General features: G+C 62.7%; 20 protein-coding genes. 6 read left to right on the top strand and 14 right to left on the bottom strand.

The genetic code is table 11. The annotated features are described in order from the left end of the window. Positions 1 to 28 precede the first annotated feature (28 nt). Complete coding sequence (locus tag RNA01_RS07085; RefSeq protein WP_147179268.1) at positions 29 to 889, bottom strand: MOSC domain-containing protein; 861 nt, start codon at positions 887 to 889, stop codon at positions 29 to 31. A 7-nt stretch (positions 890 to 896) separates the two neighbouring features. Continuing rightward, positions 897 to 1565, bottom strand: a complete 669-nt coding sequence (locus tag RNA01_RS07090) for an HD domain-containing protein (RefSeq protein WP_147179417.1) — start codon at positions 1563 to 1565, stop codon at positions 897 to 899. Between the two features lie 208 nt (positions 1566 to 1773). Between RNA01_RS07090 and nadA the strand changes: the two genes are divergently transcribed. From nadA to RNA01_RS07110, 4 genes are all read left to right on the top strand, one after another. Further along, positions 1774 to 2853: a quinolinate synthase NadA gene (gene nadA / locus RNA01_RS07095; protein WP_147179269.1), complete on the top strand. Its 1080-nt coding sequence runs from the start codon at positions 1774 to 1776 to the stop codon at positions 2851 to 2853. A 35-nt stretch (positions 2854 to 2888) separates the two neighbouring features. After that, complete coding sequence (locus RNA01_RS07100; protein ID WP_170253385.1) at positions 2889 to 4481, top strand: L-aspartate oxidase; 1593 nt, start codon at positions 2889 to 2891, stop codon at positions 4479 to 4481. Between the two features lie 21 nt (positions 4482 to 4502). After that, a complete protein-coding gene (gene nadC, locus RNA01_RS07105; protein ID WP_147179270.1) occupies positions 4503 to 5408 on the top strand; it encodes a carboxylating nicotinate-nucleotide diphosphorylase in 906 nt (301 codons plus the stop codon). Between the two features lie 246 nt (positions 5409 to 5654). Further along, a complete protein-coding gene (locus RNA01_RS07110) occupies positions 5655 to 6266 on the top strand; it encodes an EF-hand domain-containing protein (protein ID WP_147179271.1) in 612 nt (203 codons plus the stop codon). A 31-nt stretch (positions 6267 to 6297) separates the two neighbouring features. On the opposite strand, the gene RNA01_RS07115 is transcribed toward RNA01_RS07110, so the two are convergent. From RNA01_RS07115 to RNA01_RS07155, 9 genes are all read right to left on the bottom strand, one after another. Next, positions 6298 to 7182 carry a mechanosensitive ion channel family protein gene (locus RNA01_RS07115; RefSeq protein WP_147179272.1) on the bottom strand — a complete coding sequence of 295 codons (885 nt, stop codon included), beginning with the start codon at positions 7180 to 7182 and terminating at the stop codon, positions 6298 to 6300. A 106-nt stretch (positions 7183 to 7288) separates the two neighbouring features. Continuing rightward, positions 7289 to 8251 carry an NUDIX hydrolase gene (locus RNA01_RS07120; protein ID WP_147179273.1) on the bottom strand — a complete coding sequence of 321 codons (963 nt, stop codon included), beginning with the start codon at positions 8249 to 8251 and terminating at the stop codon, positions 7289 to 7291. Beyond that, on the bottom strand, positions 8248 to 8784 hold the full coding sequence (locus tag RNA01_RS07125) for a tyrosine phosphatase family protein (RefSeq protein ID WP_147179274.1): 537 nt from the start codon (positions 8782 to 8784) through the stop codon (positions 8248 to 8250). The genes RNA01_RS07120 and RNA01_RS07125 overlap by 4 nt, the downstream gene beginning before the upstream one ends. Beyond that, positions 8781 to 9410, bottom strand: coding sequence for an HD domain-containing protein (locus tag RNA01_RS07130; RefSeq protein WP_147179275.1), 630 nt, complete (start codon positions 9408 to 9410; stop codon positions 8781 to 8783). The genes RNA01_RS07125 and RNA01_RS07130 overlap by 4 nt, the downstream gene beginning before the upstream one ends. Positions 9411 to 9413: 3 nt before the next feature. Then, positions 9414 to 10253 carry a CAF17-like 4Fe-4S cluster assembly/insertion protein YgfZ gene (gene ygfZ, locus RNA01_RS07135; protein ID WP_147179276.1) on the bottom strand — a complete coding sequence of 280 codons (840 nt, stop codon included), beginning with the start codon at positions 10251 to 10253 and terminating at the stop codon, positions 9414 to 9416. Between the two features lie 131 nt (positions 10254 to 10384). Then, positions 10385 to 11131: a hypothetical protein gene (locus RNA01_RS07140; RefSeq protein ID WP_147179277.1), complete on the bottom strand. Its 747-nt coding sequence runs from the start codon at positions 11129 to 11131 to the stop codon at positions 10385 to 10387. A gap of 20 nt (positions 11132 to 11151) precedes the next feature. Beyond that, positions 11152 to 11409, bottom strand: coding sequence for a hypothetical protein (locus tag RNA01_RS07145; RefSeq protein WP_174824539.1), 258 nt, complete (start codon positions 11407 to 11409; stop codon positions 11152 to 11154). Positions 11410 to 11508: 99 nt separating this feature from the next. Beyond that, on the bottom strand, positions 11509 to 11949 hold the full coding sequence (locus RNA01_RS07150) for a TIGR02301 family protein (protein ID WP_147179279.1): 441 nt from the start codon (positions 11947 to 11949) through the stop codon (positions 11509 to 11511). Between the two features lie 55 nt (positions 11950 to 12004). After that, positions 12005 to 12424, bottom strand: a complete 420-nt coding sequence (locus tag RNA01_RS07155; RefSeq protein ID WP_147179280.1) for an NUDIX hydrolase — start codon at positions 12422 to 12424, stop codon at positions 12005 to 12007. 162 nt (positions 12425 to 12586) lie between these two features. Between RNA01_RS07155 and RNA01_RS07160 the strand changes: the two genes are divergently transcribed. Further along, complete coding sequence (locus RNA01_RS07160) at positions 12587 to 13351, top strand: SOS response-associated peptidase (protein WP_147179419.1); 765 nt, start codon at positions 12587 to 12589, stop codon at positions 13349 to 13351. 2 nt (positions 13352 to 13353) lie between these two features. Here RNA01_RS07160 and RNA01_RS23655 read toward each other — a convergent pair whose 3' ends face one another. The 3 genes from RNA01_RS23655 to RNA01_RS07170 all read right to left on the bottom strand — a co-directional run bounded on the left by RNA01_RS23655 (position 13354) and on the right by RNA01_RS07170 (position 15251). Next, positions 13354 to 13491 carry a hypothetical protein gene (locus RNA01_RS23655; protein WP_170253387.1) on the bottom strand — a complete coding sequence of 46 codons (138 nt, stop codon included), beginning with the start codon at positions 13489 to 13491 and terminating at the stop codon, positions 13354 to 13356. Positions 13492 to 13677: 186 nt separating this feature from the next. Continuing rightward, complete coding sequence (locus tag RNA01_RS07165; protein ID WP_147179281.1) at positions 13678 to 14532, bottom strand: CDP-alcohol phosphatidyltransferase family protein; 855 nt, start codon at positions 14530 to 14532, stop codon at positions 13678 to 13680. A 20-nt stretch (positions 14533 to 14552) separates the two neighbouring features. Further along, on the bottom strand, positions 14553 to 15251 hold the full coding sequence (locus RNA01_RS07170; RefSeq protein WP_147179282.1) for a phosphatidylserine decarboxylase: 699 nt from the start codon (positions 15249 to 15251) through the stop codon (positions 14553 to 14555). A gap of 251 nt (positions 15252 to 15502) precedes the next feature. On the opposite strand from RNA01_RS07170, the gene RNA01_RS07175 reads away from it, so the two are divergent. Continuing rightward, positions 15503 to 16789 carry a sensor domain-containing diguanylate cyclase gene (locus RNA01_RS07175; RefSeq protein ID WP_147179283.1) on the top strand — a complete coding sequence of 429 codons (1287 nt, stop codon included), beginning with the start codon at positions 15503 to 15505 and terminating at the stop codon, positions 16787 to 16789. Positions 16790 to 16807: the final 18 nt, after the last annotated feature.

The following is a 16807-nucleotide window of genomic DNA, read 5'->3' on the forward strand; positions in this document are numbered from 1 at the left end:
CAAAAAAAGACCCCTCATTAGTGGTAGACTATTTTTGGTATCTGCGTTGCTTGAGCGGCCAGCCGTCGGGACGTGTTTCCACAATGCTGACCTCGTCCCCGACGGTAATGCGACCTTCACTGCGCGGCACCGCGTTCCAGCCGAACAGGGGGCCGGGCACGCGCCGGTCTGCGGACATGCGGATACGGCCCATGGCGGGCATGGGATTGGCCGTGTCGCGCGATCCGCTGTGTTGATCCTGCGTTGTCATGATGCACCGGGCGCACGGCTTGACCAGGTCGAAGCGGATGCCGCCGATGTCGATCGTCGCCCAGCGGTCTTCCGCCCAGGGCTCGTCGTTCTCGATGACGATGTTCGGCCGGAAGCGCTCCATGCCGACCTCGCCTTCGCCGTGCGCGGCCATATCGGCATTAAGCGCGGCGAGGGAACCCGTCGTCGTGACGAGAACCTGATAGCCGTCGGCGAAGGCGACCGGTGTGTCGGGTCCGGCCCATTCGACGCTTGCCGTACGGCTGGCCTGGCCGTCGAAGAAAACCAGCTTCATCTCCCGCCCGAACCAGTCGGACAGGCGTTGATTGACGCTGTCCTCGGCGACCGCCGCGCTGACGATCGACTTCCAGATGGCCACATCCATGCGGCGTTCCGGATGCGGCGGTGCGACCATCATCTCCCGGCCGTCGGCAAGCGCCAGATGGAGGTGCGAGGACTGGGGCAGGGCGGTGAGCGTCGCCAGCGCCGGCAGTTCTCGCTGGGTGATGAAGTGCCCGGACGGATCGACCATCATCATCCGCCGGTCGCCGGAAAGCCCTCGCGCATCGACGGGAACCGCAGGGAGCGGGATGCCACGGGCGCTCTTCAACGGATAGATGTTCAGTTCGCTAATTTGCATCAGGGCCTCAGATCTCGTCGATGAATTGGGCAAGGACCGCGGTCAGGCGGTCGTGGCGTTCGCTGGCGAGCAGGCCGCCCGTCCTAGTCTGGAAATTGCCGGAGAGCGTGAACAGCTTCGCGGCGAAATGGTCGATGGCGTAATTGCGGTCATCGAGGGGACGATGTTCGGCCAGCGGATCGGCGGGGTCGTAGAGGGCCGATCCCATCCGGCCGGCGGTGTAGAAGCAGCGCGCCGCTCCGATCATGCCGATGGCGTCAAGCCGGTCGGCATCCTGCAGGATCTTCGCCTCCAGCGTCTCGGGCGCGATGGCGGCGGAAAAACTGTGCGCCGTAATCGCGTGGGCGACGGCGTCGGTCTCGGGTCTGGCCCAGCCAAGGTCCGTCAAAATAGCGCTCGCCTTTTCCGCCGCCAGCCGCGAGGCCTGCGCGCGCAGCGGTGAGCTCTTTTCGACCGCGACGCAGTCATGCAGCAGCACGGCCGCCGCAAGGATGCGCCGATCGCCACCCTCCTGTTCGGCAATGCGCATCGCGTTTCGGAAGACCCGCTGGATGTGCGCCAGGTCGTGGGATCCGTCGTCACTCATGACAGCATGCGGTAACAGCTGCGCCGCCAGCGCCTCGTGGGGGAGGAAACGGCTCGGATCGGGTGGGGTGGGCGAGGGTATGGTTGTCATAGCGGCATTCTTGGCGAGCGCCAAAGCCAAGGTCAATGCCGGTCGCCAGTCCAGAATGCGACCGCCGGCGCATTTCGTCCACTTTCTTCACCCTTGCAATTTGTCACAAAACTTTCTAAATCAACGCCACCGGCCGCAGCCGGTTTTCTTTGATCCTGTTTTTGCTCAACATGAGTATAAGCAGGCAATCAGTCGGGAGGAATTTGGCATGGCGCATATCAGTCGAGACGCCAACCTTGCGCAGGCGCGCCAGTCGCAGACGGCGGCGGAACGTTTTGGCGTGGTTGAGCGCCCTGATCTCACTTTCACGCCGGCGGTCGCCAGGGAGACCGAGCACCTCTACGAGAAGGTGAAGGCCTTCATTCCGGCCATCGAATGGCCGGTCTTCGCGCCCTATGTGCACGCCATCAACCGGATCAAAAAGGAGCGCGGTGCGGTGATTCTGGCCCATAATTACCAGACGCCGGAAATCTTCCACTGCGTTGCGGACATCACCGGCGATTCGCTCCAGCTCGCCCGCGACGCGACGCGGGTCGATGCCGAGATCATCGTCCAGTGCGGTGTGCATTTCATGGCCGAAACCTCGAAGCTGCTCAATCCGGAAAAGACGGTGCTGATACCGGATAGCCGGGCGGGCTGCTCGCTGTCTGAATCGATCACCGGTGCCGACGTACGGACGCTGAAAGCTCGCTATCCCGGTGTGCCGGTTGTCACCTACGTCAACACCTCTGCCGATGTGAAGGCCGAGACCGATATCTGCTGTACCTCGTCCAACGCGGTTGCCGTCGTCGACAGTCTCGAGTCGGACACGGTTCTCTGCATTCCCGACGAATATCTGGCGATGAATGTCGCCAAGCGGACGAATAAAAAGGTTCTCACCTGGCAGGGACATTGCGAGGTGCACGAGCGCTTCACGGCGGAGGAATTGCTCGAATACAAGGCCGCCGATCCGTCGATCGAGATCGTCGCCCATCCGGAATGTCATCCAAGCGTGCTCTCGGTCTCCGACTATGCCGGCTCGACTTCGGGCATGATCGATTATGTGAAGACCAAGCGCCCCGGCCGTGTGCTGCTGGTGACGGAGTGTTCCATGGCCTCCAACATCCAGGCCGAGGTCCCCGACGTCGATTTCGTCAAGCCATGCAATCTCTGTCCGCACATGAAGCGCATCACGCTGCCGAAGATCCTCGACAGCCTGCTGTTCATGACGGAGGAGGTGACCGTCGATCCGGCGATCGCCGACCGCGCCCGCCTTGCGGTGGAGCGGATGATCAATCTGAAGAACTGACGAGGCCCGGCCATGCGCCGGTGGAGATTGCCCGTATGTCGACGAAACTGGAATCCATGCGTCCGCAGTCCTGGCAGGGGATCGATGACATTGTCATTATCGGCGGTGGTCTGGCCGGTCTGTTCTGTGCATTGAAGCTTGCTCCCCGTCCGGTGACCATTCTGGCGGCGGCCCCGATCGGTCAGGGCGCCTCCTCCGCCTGGGCGCAGGGCGGTATCGCAGCGGCGATGAGCCCCGGTGATACCATCGAGAAGCATCTCGCCGACACGCTGGCCGCCGGTGCCGGCATTGTCGATGAACGCATCGCCCGACTGATGATTTCGGAAGGTCCCGATCGAATCCGCGACCTTCTGGCCTATGGCGTTCCTTTCGATCGCGACCTCGAGGGGCAATTGCTGCTGTCGCGCGAGGCCGCCCATTCCGAGCGTCGCATCGTCCGCGTCAAGGGAGACCAGGCGGGCAGGGCGATCATGGAGGCGCTGATCGCGACGGTGCGCAAGACGCCATCGATCCGTGTCATGGAAGGCTATGTCGTTGAGGAACTGATCTCCGAGGGGCGCTTTGTCTCGGGTGTCATCGCCCGTCCGGATGCTGGCCAGTCGAAGACCCGTGTCGCCTTTCCGGCGCGCGCCGTGGTTCTGTGCTCGGGCGGCATCGGTCACCTTTACCAGGTGACGACCAATCCCGCTGAAGCGCGTGGCGCCGGCCTCGGCATGGCGGCCAAGGCCGGTGCGATGATCGCCGATGCCGAATTCGTCCAATTCCATCCAACCGCGATAGACATCGGCCAGGACCCTGCGCCACTTGCCACCGAAGCGTTGCGCGGCGATGGTGCGATCCTCGTCAACCGGGCCGGCCATCGTTTCATGACCGATCTTCATGTCGACGCCGAGCTCGCCCCGCGCGATGTCGTGGCCCGCGGTGTATTCGCCGAGGTCAAGGCCGGTCGCGGTGCCTTCCTCGACTGCACCAAGGCGGTCGGCTCACACTTCCCCGATCTCTTCCCGACTGTCTACGCCTCGTGCAAGGCTGCCGGGATCGATCCTGTCTCCCAGCCGATCCCGGTCGTGCCGGCCGTGCATTATCATATGGGCGGCGTGCTGGTGGATGCTGACGGCAAGACCACGGTCGATGGGCTATGGGCGGCCGGCGAGGTGACGTCGACGGGCGTTCATGGCGCCAATCGCCTGGCATCCAACTCGCTGCTGGAAGCCGTCGTCTTCGCCGCGCGGATTGCCGAGAACATCAAGGGCATGCTGCCCGAGTCCGCGCACTACGAATGGCCCAAAGACGCTGGCGAGAACGACGAACTGGTCACGCTGGAGGACAGCGCCCAACTGAAGGCGCTGCGGCGGGAAATGTCGGCCAACGCCGGCGTGATTCGCGATGCCGACGGGCTGAAGGGCCTGATCCGCGAGATCGTGCGTCTCGAGAGCGCCAACAAGCGGGTGCGGTTCTCCAACATGGCGACTGCTGCCAAGCTGATCGCAACCGCCGCATTGACACGCGAGGAAAGCCGTGGTGGGCACTATCGCGCCGATTGCCCCGAGCCGGTCGAGGCTTTCCGCCGCCGTACCTTCATGACGCTCAAAGACGCCGAGCGCATCGCTGCCGAAATCACCGGCTGATCAAAGACAAAGGTAACACCGATGACAGAGCCGTTTCGCCCCGTGCTGCTTGCCCTGATGGTCGAGGATCAGGTGCGCGCGGCGCTCCTTGAGGATCTCGGTCGCGCCGGCGACATCACCACCTATGCAACGATCGGGCCGGGCAAGACGGCGGCAGCGAAGCTCAACAGCCGTGAAGACGGTGTGATCGCTGGCATCGACCTGGCGGGTGCCGCCTTCCGGCTGGTCGACCCCTCGGTCCGTTTCGAAGCTCTGGTCCGCGATGGTGACCATGTGCGGGCGGGCGACGCGCTGATCCAGGTCGAAGGTGCGGCGCGCTCCATCCTCTCGGCCGAGCGCGTCGCGCTCAACTACCTGATGCACCTTTCCGGCGTCGCGAGCTATACGGCGCGTTTCGCCGCCGAGATCGCCCACACTCGCGCCCGCGTCACCTGTACCCGCAAGACGCTGCCGGGTCTGCGGGCCGTCGAGAAATACGCGGTGCGACTGGGTGGCGGCTCCAACCATCGTTTCGGTCTCGACGACGCCATTCTGATCAAGGACAATCACATCGCCGTCGCCGGCGGTGTCGCACCGGCCATTGAGGCGGCGCGCGCTTATGCCAGCCATCTGGTGAAGATCGAGGTGGAGGTCGACAATCTTCAGCAGATGCGGGAGGCGCTCGCCGTCCAGCCCGATGCAGTCCTGCTCGACAATATGGGCCCGAACCTGCTTGCCGAGGCCGTGGAGATCAATCGTCAGCATCACGGGCTTTCGAGCGCCGAATATTCGCTGGCCATCGGCCGCGTCGTACTCGAGGCATCCGGCAATGTGAGCCTCCAGACGGTCCGCGCCATTGCCGAATCGGGTGTCGACTTCATTTCCACATCGAAGGTCACTATGGCTGCGCCAACCCTTGATATCGGCCTTGACGTGTCGATCGGCTGATACAAATCAAACATTCAGCTTCGGTTGCAACCACTCTTCCGGCGGTGATATTCATCACATCGCACAGGCATAAACTATTGTTAGCAAGCACTTGTCCTATATTAGGGCGTCGTCAAACTACTTATCGTAGATAATTATTCGCTTTTGACCCTTTTCGGAGAATCTCGTAGCCCGGATGCATGCCGCCGGGTTGTGTCTTGCGTACTGCGGAAACAGACATTTTCAGTCATTATTCCGGAGGTTTTCATGACCAGTGTTTCTTCCTCGTCCGGCGCCAGCTCTTTGTATTCCAGCAGCATCTCCAGCCTGGATACGAACGGCGATGGTGTCATTTCCGCCGACGAATTGGCCGCTGCCGAAAGCGGCAACCAGCGTACACAGAACCCGACTGTCAGCAGCGACAGTGCCGCGAGCGGTCCCATCTCTCAGGTGACTGGCGGTTTCATGGCTTTGCTGCTGTCCGGTGATAATTCCGGCCTGAGCGACGAGCAGCAGAAGTCCAGTTCGGACATGTTTGCTTCGATGGATACGGACGGCGACGGCAAGGTCACCGAAGCCGAGTTCGTGGCCTCTCGCCCCGACGACGTCAGCGAAGAGAATGCCACCGCATTCTTTGCCAAGCTGGACGGCGAAGGTACGGGCACCCTGACCGAGGAGCAGTTCGTCTCGGCCATGGAAGCGAACCGGCCCGATGGTCCTCCGCCATCGCCGGTCGGTGAAGCGTCTGCGAGCGATAGTGAATCCGAAACTGTCAGCCTGCTCGATGTGCTGGCGGAGATGCAGCAGGTTATCGCCGCTTATGCGGCGAATGGCGGGGAGACCGCCGCCGAGACTGCCGACTCCAAGATCACGCTTTGACCCGAAGAGGCATCAACTCCGGGCTTGGCTATCAGGCCTTTTCGCGTTTCGCCTTCTCAGGCGGGGACGTGATCAGCGGTGCGCTGCTGTTATAGGTGACCTGCGGGAACGGGATAGAGATCCCGTTCTCGTCGAAGGCCAGCTTGGCCGCCTTGATCATGTCGCGGGATGTCGGCCAGAAATCGGCCGCGCTCGTCCAGTACCACATGGTCAGCACCACGGCACTGTCAGCCAGTTCGCTGACGAAGGTCGATACCGGCGGATCGGCCAGCACACGCGGGTCGCGCTCGGCAAGTTCCCGCATGAGATTTTGTGCGATATCAATGTCGTCTTCATAGCCGATCCCGATCGTCAACGCGAAGCGACGCGTGCTTTCACGGCTGAAATTGGTGATGGGGACATTCCAAAGGGTTGAATTCGGTGCCAGCCGATAAAGCCCGTCTGGCGTTCTGAGCTCGGTCGCAAACAGTCCGACCTCCTGAATCGTGCCGGAGATATTGCCGGTCTCGATATACTCTCCGACGCGGAACGGACGCAGCACCAGCAACATGATGCCCGCGGCGATATTCTGCAATGTGCCCTGGAGCGCGAGCCCAATCGCCAGGCCGGCCGCGCCGAGAGCGGCGATGATCGAGGCGGTTTGCACGCCGAACTGGCCAAGCACGGCGATGAAGACAAGCAACAGGACGGCATAGCGAATGAAGTTGGCGAAGAAACGGGCGAGAGTCTCATCAATACCCCGCACTTGCAGCAGGCCGTTGTGCGCCCAGCGCCTGACAAGCACGGAGAGCGCCCACCCCACGAGCAGCAGCAGCATAGCGCCGACAATTGAAAAGGAATACTGGACCGCAAGCGCGCTCGCCTGGCTGAGTGCGCTTCGTGTGGCGACGATAAAGTCTGTTGCCTGCTGGTCCATTGATTGGGTCACTCCTTCACGTTCGCATGCGGCAAGGGACTAGATGGAGCGGGGCGAGCCAGGGTCAAGCTCACCGGCGGGTGGGGTGACCCGAAAGATGCCGGGCCTAGCGTCCGCCGAGCTTGAGACCGGGCGCCGGCCGCTCCTCGAGGATCTGGCGCCGGAACCGGAAAAGCGCTGCCGGGCGGCCTCCGGTCGCGAGCATGCCGCCGGTCGGTTCGACCAGTTCCGCGCCCTCCACGAGCCGGCGAAAATTCTGCTTGTGCAGGTGACGCCCGGAGATGGCCTCTACGGTCGCCTGCAATTCGGTCAAGGTGAATTCCGGTGCCATGAGCTCGAAGACGACCGGTCGATATTTGATCTTGCCACGCAGGCGTGCCAGCGCGGTCGCGGCGATCCGGCGATGGTCGAAAAGCATGGCAATGCCGAGCGGTTCCGTTACCCGGCGGACGGAGACCCGGCCGTCGAGCACGGCCTCTTCGACCAGGGCTGCCTCGTACAGCAGTTCGTAGCGCTCCAGCACGCGTTCTTCGTCGAAGGGAAAGTCGTCGAGCCCGAAGGCCAGCTTCAGCCGCGAGCGCCGGGAAGGCCGCATTTCCGCCTTGTCCTCGCTTGGATCCTCCTCGGCCCATTGTGCGAGCGCCGGCAGAATGATCCGGTCGATTACCGCCGGGCGATCGTGGCGCCAGTCCTCCCAGGGCAGGTAGCTGTACCAGTCGCGCCAGTGGGCACCGGCGGCGTCCAGACCAGCCTCGCGCGCCGGATCCATGCGCGTCAGTGCCAGATAGCCGACCGACACGACATGCGGGCCAACGTCACCGGTCATCTTGTACCGGCCACGGTCGCCGAAGGTGTAGAGCTGTTCGATATAGCCCATATGCAATGCCGTCTGCGCGGTGACCGTGGTGCGCAGCGACATTTCCATCGTCCGGTGGCGCATCGGGTCGAACGGGCCGAAGGGCAGGCCTTCAAGCTGGCTGGCCGGGTCGCTGACAACCAGAATGCGTGGACTGCCGCCGCTGACGGCGACGATCGCCGCATTGAGACCGATTTCGACCGAAGTACTCACGGGATGGCATCCTGTGCTGGAGGCAGCGCCAGCGCGAAGGGGGCATTGCCGTCCGCATCGGCACCGCGGCCGATACCCTTCACGGCCTTCACCAGCCGCCCGTTTCGGCCGAGCAGGCCGTCGCCGATTTCGACCAGCCGCGCATTGGGCGTAGCATAGGGCGACGCAGCCCGCAGCCTGAGTGCCAGCGCCTCGTCATCATCCTCCGGCGCCACCGCAAGACTTGCGATGAGGGCCGCTGCCGGCGAGCGCGACACGCCCATCCAGCAGTGGATCAAAAGCGGCGCACTGCGGTCCCAGGTGCGGGCGAAATCGATGATTTGCAGGACATGCCGCTCCTGCGGCGCAATCAGGTCGCCGGTGCCGGCAAAGGTGATGTCGTTCATGCCGAGCTTCAGGTGGCGCTCGGCGGATATGACTGCCGGGCGGTGGAAGTCCTGCTTCTCGGCCATCAGGGTGATCATCTCGCGCGCCTTGTAGCGCACGGCGAGCTCGGCGATGCGCGACAGGGGCGAGACGACGATCAGGCTCATCGGGCCACCTTCTCGCCAAGGCCACGCATAGCCTCGATGGCCTCGAAGCGCTCAATGAACAGCGCCTGCGCCTGATAGGCTGGCAGCGGCTTGATCGGCAATGTGTCGCGGGTGATGCCGCGAGGCTGGCCGAAAAACTTGCGCGCCTCCGCCTCCGAAAAGCCTGCAAGCTCGGTTGCCTCGAAATAGGCGGAGATCGTGTCGGCCTTCTTGATCTGGGCCTTCAGCGTCCGGCCTGGATGCGCCGGCAGACCGAAGCGCAGATGAATTGCCGCCTCGAGGCGCTTCTCGACCAGCTTGTAGCCGCCGCCGACCACGGCCTTGAAAGGTGAGATCATGTCGCCGATCACATATTCCGGTCCGTCGTGCAGCAGCGCCATCTGCATGTCGTCGGCACTCGCCTTCGGGTTCAGGCGGCGGAAGATGTCCTCGACGATCAGGCTGTGCTGGGCGACCGAAAAGGCGTGGTCACCAAAAGTCTGACCGTTCCAGCGGGCGACGCGGGCAAGGCCGTGGGCGATGTCGGAGATCTCGACATCGAGGGGCGAGGGGTCGAGCAGGTCGAGCCGTCGACCGGACAGCATGCGCTGCCACGCCCGGCCGGAAAGGGCTGCTGCCTCCGCCATGGTTCAGACCTCCTCGGTTGCATCGCGGGGAAAGGCAAGCCCCGACCAGCCCGGAAGCGCCACACCGACCGGTGTGTCGCCGGCCAGGATCGGCCTGCCGGTCGCAAGTGCCTCCCCGGTGCGATCGATGCGGACGATCGCCAGCGCGCGATTGCCGGCGACCGTCCCGAGCGCGCCGACCGGTTTTCCTCCGGCGTTGATCTCGGTGCCCGAGGGGGGGAGATCGGACTCGGCCGTCACAAGGACCACCCTGCGCCGCGCTGTGCCGCGGTGCTGCATGCGCGACACCACCTCCTGGCCGACGTAGCAGCCCTTCTTGAAAGAGACCCCACCGGTCAGATCGAAGAGAATGTCATGGGGAAAGGCGTCCTGCAGGGCGAAGTCCGATCCCGACTCGGCGATGCCCGCGAGAACGCGAAGCGCGTGGTAGGCTTGCGAGCCGGTTTCGGCTGAGCCGCCCGCTTTACGTGTCACGCGCACGCCGGCGCATGCGAAGCGGTGGTCGATGAGCCCGCCCGTGTCCGCGTCCTCGCCCCATGCGACGGTCATGCCGGTCGCGTCGACCGGCGCGATTTCGACGGCGGCGCGCAGCTTGTACATCGAAAGTCGCTTGATCAGCGCGTCGCGCTGATCATTGGACGTATCCAGGATGAAAGCCGCTCCGTCGCGCCACACCAGAAAGTCGAACAGGACCTTTCCCTGCGGCGTCAGAAGCGCGCCGGGCCAGGCTTCGCCTTGCGGTAGGTTGGCGATGTCCGTGGTCACCAGATTGTGCAGGAAGTGTTCGGCATCCGTACCGGATACGCGAATCAGAGCGCGGTCGGGCAAGAGGGCTGCGGGCATTGTCGTTCCGTTCCGTTTGGTCGATGTCCGAGAGTTAGAGCATCGCATCGGAAAATGGAATCGATTCCGCTCCTGGGGCCTCGGATGATCCACGGCGAAGAGCGCAAGGACTAAGGGCGCGACAAACAGACTCAATCGCCTGAAGTGAAGAACTTCCAGCGTCCGTCAGGCGTTATGCCCAGTCGGAAGAAATTGTAATTGCCGAGATCCTGCATTTCGGCAACATCGCCGGCGGTGACGATGCGCAGCAGTTCGACTTTTTCCGGCGGGGTCAGCAGCGCGAGTGGCCTCTCGGCGAAATAGGGCCAGACATAGACCTCGTCTGGCGTCCCGGCATCGAGATGCACAAAGCCGGTGGACAGGATGTCGATCAGGATGGCGAGGACTTCGACACCATCCTCGTCGCCGGAGAGTTGCTTGAGCGCGGCGACCGGATCGGCGTCGCTCGTCCCGAGAGCGATCTGGGTCTGGTCCGGGCCGGGATTCAGCAACGGGCGCATGCGCTCGACATCACCAGAAGCGGCTGCCTCGATCAGCAGCTCGCGCATGCGGCGCACCGGTTCGGGCGCCTTGGAAAGATCGTAAATGACCTCAGGCGGTTGCTCGTCGGAATCGCTTGTCGTACTGGCCGGCGGTGGATTGTCGCCCGGTTTCCTGATCAGCGGATCGGGGTCGGGAATGCCGGTCAATCCGGTATCGGGGCGGGTGTCGAGCTTCTCCTTATCCTCCGGCGCTGCTGGATCCTGACTGGAAGCCGGGAGCTGGCGGATGTCGGACAAGGCCAGCGCCGGCGAAGCGCCGATGACGGCAACCGCGAGCCCAACGGATACGGCTCGCAGGAGGCGATCACGCCGCGAGAGCTTCGATCTGCTAAGCATCAACCTGCCTCTGGATCTGGTTATTGGAAACGCCGTTCTGGGGAGAACTCTCCAGCCAGCATGCGGCTGCGCAGCGAATCAAGAATCGCTTCCGCGCCATGCTCGCCGTGAATGCGGATGGTCTCGCGCATGGCCAGCGCGAAAGCAGCGTCGGCGATGATTTCGGGTTCGATGCCGTCCGCGATGCCGTCGGCCCAGGCTTCGTTCTGGTACTCCAGCGCAGCCTGCGTCTTTTCATGTACGATCATTTCGTCGATCTCGTTGCGGCGCGGTTCCATGGTCATTCCCCGAAGCATAGTCCTTACTCAGCTATTAATGACACTATCAGCCTTTTATCAAAACGACACGGCCCGAGACCAAAACAGGTGAATTATTCGTTAATTTCCATAGCGCGCGGCGATTTCTCCCGCCAGTGTTGCGCCTTCGTTACGGTAGAGACTCTCCGCTGCGATCGCCGACGCGGTGCAGGTGGTGTAGACCGAGGCAAAGGAGCGGTAGCTGCGATTGTAGGCGGAGATCATCCGCGCCCGCCGGTGTGGCTCGTCCGCCGTTTCGGCATCGACAAGTGACTGCATGGCCTGACGCCACTCTGGCTCGCCGTCCTTGTTGCAGAGATTGCGCAGGTAGTGAACCGCGCCGATAACTTCGGAGAGGCGCGCCAGCTTGTCGTCGTAAGGGGCCGGCTTCTCCACCGGGCCGGACGCAGCGTCGGGCAAGTCCTTTGACGAATCCACGGTCTGTGCCTTCGCCGGCACAAGCGCGAACAGCAGCGCGACGAGGGCGAAAACTACCTTGGCGGAAGATCCTGTCGCGCGCATGCCCTGCCTTGTCGCTGCCGTAACCTGCCGGCGATCGATACGCCTGAAGCCTTATCTAACGCGCTTCGCGGTCCCTGACCAGTCTCTCGACGCAGGCGCGCACGCTGTCTGGAACGGGCAGACTGGTGATTTCCTCTGGCAGAAACCAATCGGCCTCCAGCGCATCGTCGTCGGCGACGGCGGGCGTTTCCGCTGCGGCCTCGACCTTGAAGACCGATAGCAGATAGTGGCTTTCGGCGACGCCGTCCTCGGGAAAAAGCTCGACGGTTTCGTAAAGTCTGGGTGTGTGGCCCAGCAAACCCGTCTCCTCGAAAAGTTCACGCAATGCCGTCTGCTCGGGCGTCTCGCCGGGCTCGGCGCGCCCGCCCGGGAAGGCATAGAGGTCCGCCGCAGGTGGATTGCGCCGACGCACGAGCAGGAACCGGCCTTCACGTTCGACGATGGCGGAGGAGGCGAGGCGGGGACGGGGCTGCATCAATCGGATTTCCTGCGAGGGGTGAGGGGGGATTGGTCGGCGGATACGGCCGCATGGGAAAGTCTGATCGCCTGATTATCTCCAGTTTCATCAGGTGTCGCAAGCATGGACCGGCTTTGCCGATGGCTTGACCGGCTCGGCGGCAAGTGCGATGGCTGGCCCATGTGCGGACGTTTTTCCCTGACGGCGACACCCGAAGATGTTCGGGATTTCCTCGGTCTCCTGGAGCTCGAGGGCTTTCCGCCACGCTTCAACATCGCACCGACGCAGCCGATTCTGGTCGTCGTCGCTGGTGATCGGCAGGAGCCGGGCAGCAATTTGCCCGATCGCAAGGCCGTCCTGGTCCGCTGGGGACTGATGCCGTCCTGGGTCAAGGACCCCAAGGAATTCCCGTTGCTGATCAATGCCCGCTCGGAAACCGCGATCGACAAGGCCTCGTTCCGGGCTGCCATGCGCCACCATCGGGTCCTGGTGCCGGCTTCCGGTTTCTATGAATGGCACCGGCCGGCCAAGGAGAGTGGTGAGAGATCGCAAGCCTACTGGATCAGACCGCGCCATGGCAGGATCATCGCCTTCGCCGGCCTGATGGAAAACTGGTCTTCGGCCGATGGCTCGGAAGTCGACACCGGCGCGATCCTGACCGTTGGCTCCAACAAAACGATCGGGCGTATTCACGGTCGCATGCCGGTGGTGATCAAGCCGGAGGATTTCGAGCGCTGGTTGGACTGCAAGTCCGGCGAGCCACGCCATGTCGCCGATCTCATGGCGCCGGTCGAGGAGGATTTTTTCGAAGCGATCCCCGTTTCGGATCTCGTCAACAAGGTCGCCAATACCGGACCGGAAGTGCAAGCCCCGGTCGGGGAAAGCCTGGCCGTGGCCAAGCCGGAGAAGAACTCACCCGGCACCGGCCAGATGAGTCTGTTCTGATCTCAGGCCGCAGCCTTCTTGGCCGTCTTGCGCTGCAGCATAAGGGCTGCGGCAATGACGGCCCTGAGGCCGAGCGGCCGGTAGTTGGAGGCGAGATTCTGGCTCGCCGGCTTCGCCTCGGCGGGCGCTTGAGTGGTCATGTCGTGCTCCTGAAGTGTTTCCTAGGTATTCGTCGTCTTTTGTTTTTTTGCTCTATTTGAGCAGATCAAGACAAAAGCGTGGCGCTAACCAAGGTGCAAATCAATTTTGATGAGCTGCGAACATATTTTGCAAGAAAAAGCCTGTTTCCGACACTGGAGTGAGACCCTTTTCGCCGATCCAGACGACTAGAGGCCGCGATCGATCTCCGAGAGCCCGTTTTCCGGCCCCTCCTCGTCGATGGTCAGCGTGCCGTAGCGACGGTGCCAGGAGCGCGCGCCGAAGGGAAGCGAGAGGAGGTAGCCAAGCACCGTCAGCGACAGCACTTCCCACGTGAAGCTCATCAGAAGCGCCACATAGAGTACGACGCCAAGGATCATGGGGAGGACAAGGTCACGGCGAATGCGGCTGGTCTCCGATTTTCCCGACCAGACGGGCAGGCGACTGACCAGCAGGTAGGCGATCAGTATGGTGTAGACGGCGCCGCCGAAAGCGACTGGCGCGCTCGGCGGTACGCCGAGAAAGCCGAGATAGACCGGCAGCAGAACCAGCATGGCGCCAGCCGGCGCGGGAACCCCGACGAAAAATTCCGATTGCCAGGGAACCTTGGTCTCACGCTCGGCCATGACATTGAAGCGTGCAAGGCGAAGTCCCGCCGCGATGGTGTAGATCAGCGCGGCAATCCAGCCGAAGGATCGCGCTTGGTCGAGCAGGAAGACATAAAGGACAAGGGCGGGGGCAACGCCGAAATTGACGATGTCGGCCAGCGAATCCATCTGTGCGCCAAATTTTGAGGTCGCCTTCATCATGCGCGCAATGCGACCGTCGATGCCATCGAGAAAGGCGGCGGCGAGCACCATGGCGACGGCGAGTTCATAGCGGTTTTCAAAGGCCAGCCGGACGCCGGTCAAGCCGGCGCAAATCGCCAGTACGGTGATCAGGTTGGGTACGATGAGGCGCAGAGGTATTTCGCGCAGGCGAGGCCCTCTTGCGCGGTCGTTGTCCTCCTTGTCGTCTGCCATCGGCTCTTCTGGCGTCTGCATGGTTTGCGTCCCTCTTGGGCTCAGCTGCGGCGGCTGATAACGGGGCCCTTCGACGAGCCGAACTCGGCGATCACCGTCTCTCCGGCAATGGCGGTCTGGCCGACCGATACGCGAGGCTCTGCGCCGGCTGGGACGAAGACATCAAGACGCGAGCCAAAGCGAATCAGCCCGAAGCGCTCGCCGGCCGACAGAGAATCGTTCGGGTTCGCCCAACAGACGATGCGGCGTGCGACGAGACCGGCGATCTGGACCACGCCGAGGTTGCCGTGCTTGGTCTCGATCACGAGCCCGTTGCGTTCGTTTTCCTCACTCGCCTTGTCCAGTTCGGCATTGAGAAAGCTGCCTTCGCGATAGACGATGTTGGCGATCCGGCCGCGCATGGGTGCACGGTTCACATGGCAGTTGAACACGTTCATGAAGATCGAGATGCGCAGCATGGGCTCCGTGCCGAGATTGAGTTCTTCCGGCGGAACGGTCATCTGGATCAAGGAAACACGGCCGTCGGCCGGGCTGACCACCAAATCGTCGTCCTGCGGTGTGACGCGCTCCGGATCGCGGAAGAAATAGGCGCACCACAGCGTCAGCACCATGCCGACCCAGAACAGTGGCTCGAAGATCCAGCCAAGAATCAGGGACGCCACGATGAAGATGGCGACGAAGGGATAGCCCTCCTTGTGCACGGGCACGATAGCCTTACGGATGCTTTCAAACAGATCCATGAAAAACCTCGTTTTGCTGCAAAGGATCAAAGCCCGCTGACTACCCCGAAAGCGCGGCGGGGGCAATGGTTGCGCGGTAGGGTTTCGGCGTATGAGGCAAAAGACGTCACAGTGCTCTTCGCACTCCGGCCATTTCTTGGCACGTTCACGTCCGTGCACCTTCCGTCAATAATTGCGCATTAAAGGTGTCTGCAAGAAATCATCTGTCGGCTGTGAAGATATATTTCCGGTTTCACAAAGTGGAAGATCAATTGTCCAGTATTGAACAGGGTTCGATGCCGCGGGGAGCTGCACACGGGGACCGAGAGATTTTCTGGCTTGCCGTCGATAGCCGTCCAGTACCGCCGCTTTTGGCGCAATGCGGCGTGACCGCGCCGCTATCCGTGGAAATTTCCGACAAGCCCGTGGCCTATCTCGTCCCGGTCGAAGCCGTTCGTCTGGGCCATGAGGTCCGAGAGTTGCGTCGGACCCTCGGGGACCACGCCTACATCGTGATTGCCGCCCAGAGTCTCAATGCGGCATGGATCGCGCGGGCCATGGCCCTGGGGGCGGATGACGTCGTGGACTCTGCCTCGGAGGCGGATGTTCTCATCTGTCTGGCGCGCACCCGGCGCGCCCTCGAAAGGGCGCGTGGCGCCTATCATGAGCAGGCGCATCTGGCGCTGGAACGCGACTATCTGCAGGCCTGCATCGACAACCTGCCGGCCCCCATCTTCTTCAAGAATGCCGAGGGTATTTATGTCGGCTGCAATGGCGCGTTTGCCACCTTCATTGGCCAGACCGCGGACGGCGTGGTCGGACGCTCGGTTTTCGAAGTGGCTCCAGAGGCACTGGCAGCCCGTTATCAGGCGGCCGACGACGATCTGCTCGTGCGGGGCGGGACACAAGTCTATGAGAGCGAGGTCTGCCACTCCGGCGGAGTGAGCCGTCATGTGGTGTTCCACAAAGCGGCAATGCAAGGTGGAGACGGGCGTGTTCGCGGGATCGCCGGCGCCATCCTCGACATCACCGACCGCAAGATGCTCGAGGCCCGGCTCATCGAGGCCGCCGAGCGCGATCCTCTGACCAATGCCTACAACCGCCGTAAATTCTTCGAACTGGCCGAACAGATCGTGGACCGGGCCGAAAACGCAGGCAAAACGATGGCGGTCGCCGTGATCGATGTCGACCAGTTCAAATTGATCAATGACCGCCTTGGCCACGCCGAAGGTGACAATGCGCTGAGGGCGATCGCCGCTACCCTGGAGAATGCGATTGGGCCGGGCAATGTCATCGCCCGAGCCGGCGGGGAGGAGTTCTATGCGCTCTTTCCAGAGAACCGCGTCACCGAGGCGGAGCAGATCGCTGACAACATGCGCGCCGCAGTTGAGCGCTCCTGCCGCGAAATGGCGCTGTCGGCCGTTGCGGGCACGGTCAGCATTGGGCTTGCCGATTTCGATCCGCAGACGGAAGATCTCGATGAAGCCCTCAAACGCGCCGACGATGCGCTCTACCAGGCCAAGAACAGCGGGCGCAACCGCATTTGTGTCGCAACCTGAATAGACTTGCAAGCCTCA

Origin of the sequence: Paenirhizobium naphthalenivorans, assembly GCF_007992095.1 — a bacterium.
Classification (GTDB): Bacteria; Pseudomonadota; Alphaproteobacteria; order Rhizobiales; family Rhizobiaceae; genus Allorhizobium; species Allorhizobium naphthalenivorans.

What these genes read in the sequence shown, in the direction of transcription:
- RNA01_RS07165 (WP_147179281.1), bottom strand. Translation starts at nt 14,532, where the DNA reads ATGCAGACGCCAGAAGAGCCGATGGCAGACGACAAGGAGGACAACGAC.
- RNA01_RS07150 (WP_147179279.1), bottom strand. Translation starts at nt 11,949, where the DNA reads ATGCGCGCGACAGGATCTTCCGCCAAGGTAGTTTTCGCCCTCGTCGCG.
- RNA01_RS07085 (WP_147179268.1), bottom strand. Translation starts at nt 889, where the DNA reads ATGCAAATTAGCGAACTGAACATCTATCCGTTGAAGAGCGCCCGTGGC.
- RNA01_RS07125 (WP_147179274.1), bottom strand. Translation starts at nt 8,784, where the DNA reads ATGAGCCTGATCGTCGTCTCGCCCCTGTCGCGCATCGCCGAGCTCGCC.
- RNA01_RS07145 (WP_174824539.1), bottom strand. Translation starts at nt 11,409, where the DNA reads ATGGAACCGCGCCGCAACGAGATCGACGAAATGATCGTACATGAAAAG.
- RNA01_RS07170 (WP_147179282.1), bottom strand. Translation starts at nt 15,251, where the DNA reads ATGGATCTGTTTGAAAGCATCCGTAAGGCTATCGTGCCCGTGCACAAG.
- RNA01_RS07100 (WP_170253385.1), top strand. Translation starts at nt 2,889, where the DNA reads ATGTCGACGAAACTGGAATCCATGCGTCCGCAGTCCTGGCAGGGGATC.
- RNA01_RS07110 (WP_147179271.1), top strand. Translation starts at nt 5,655, where the DNA reads ATGACCAGTGTTTCTTCCTCGTCCGGCGCCAGCTCTTTGTATTCCAGC.
- RNA01_RS07115 (WP_147179272.1), bottom strand. Translation starts at nt 7,182, where the DNA reads ATGGACCAGCAGGCAACAGACTTTATCGTCGCCACACGAAGCGCACTC.
- RNA01_RS07155 (WP_147179280.1), bottom strand. Translation starts at nt 12,424, where the DNA reads ATGCAGCCCCGTCCCCGCCTCGCCTCCTCCGCCATCGTCGAACGTGAA.
- nadA (WP_147179269.1), top strand. Translation starts at nt 1,774, where the DNA reads ATGGCGCATATCAGTCGAGACGCCAACCTTGCGCAGGCGCGCCAGTCG.
- nadC (WP_147179270.1), top strand. Translation starts at nt 4,503, where the DNA reads ATGACAGAGCCGTTTCGCCCCGTGCTGCTTGCCCTGATGGTCGAGGAT.
- RNA01_RS07130 (WP_147179275.1), bottom strand. Translation starts at nt 9,410, where the DNA reads ATGGCGGAGGCAGCAGCCCTTTCCGGCCGGGCGTGGCAGCGCATGCTG.
- RNA01_RS23655 (WP_170253387.1), bottom strand. Translation starts at nt 13,491, where the DNA reads ATGACCACTCAAGCGCCCGCCGAGGCGAAGCCGGCGAGCCAGAATCTC.
- RNA01_RS07090 (WP_147179417.1), bottom strand. Translation starts at nt 1,565, where the DNA reads ATGACAACCATACCCTCGCCCACCCCACCCGATCCGAGCCGTTTCCTC.
- RNA01_RS07140 (WP_147179277.1), bottom strand. Translation starts at nt 11,131, where the DNA reads ATGCTTAGCAGATCGAAGCTCTCGCGGCGTGATCGCCTCCTGCGAGCC.
- RNA01_RS07160 (WP_147179419.1), top strand. Translation starts at nt 12,587, where the DNA reads ATGTGCGGACGTTTTTCCCTGACGGCGACACCCGAAGATGTTCGGGAT.
- ygfZ (WP_147179276.1), bottom strand. Translation starts at nt 10,253, where the DNA reads ATGCCCGCAGCCCTCTTGCCCGACCGCGCTCTGATTCGCGTATCCGGT.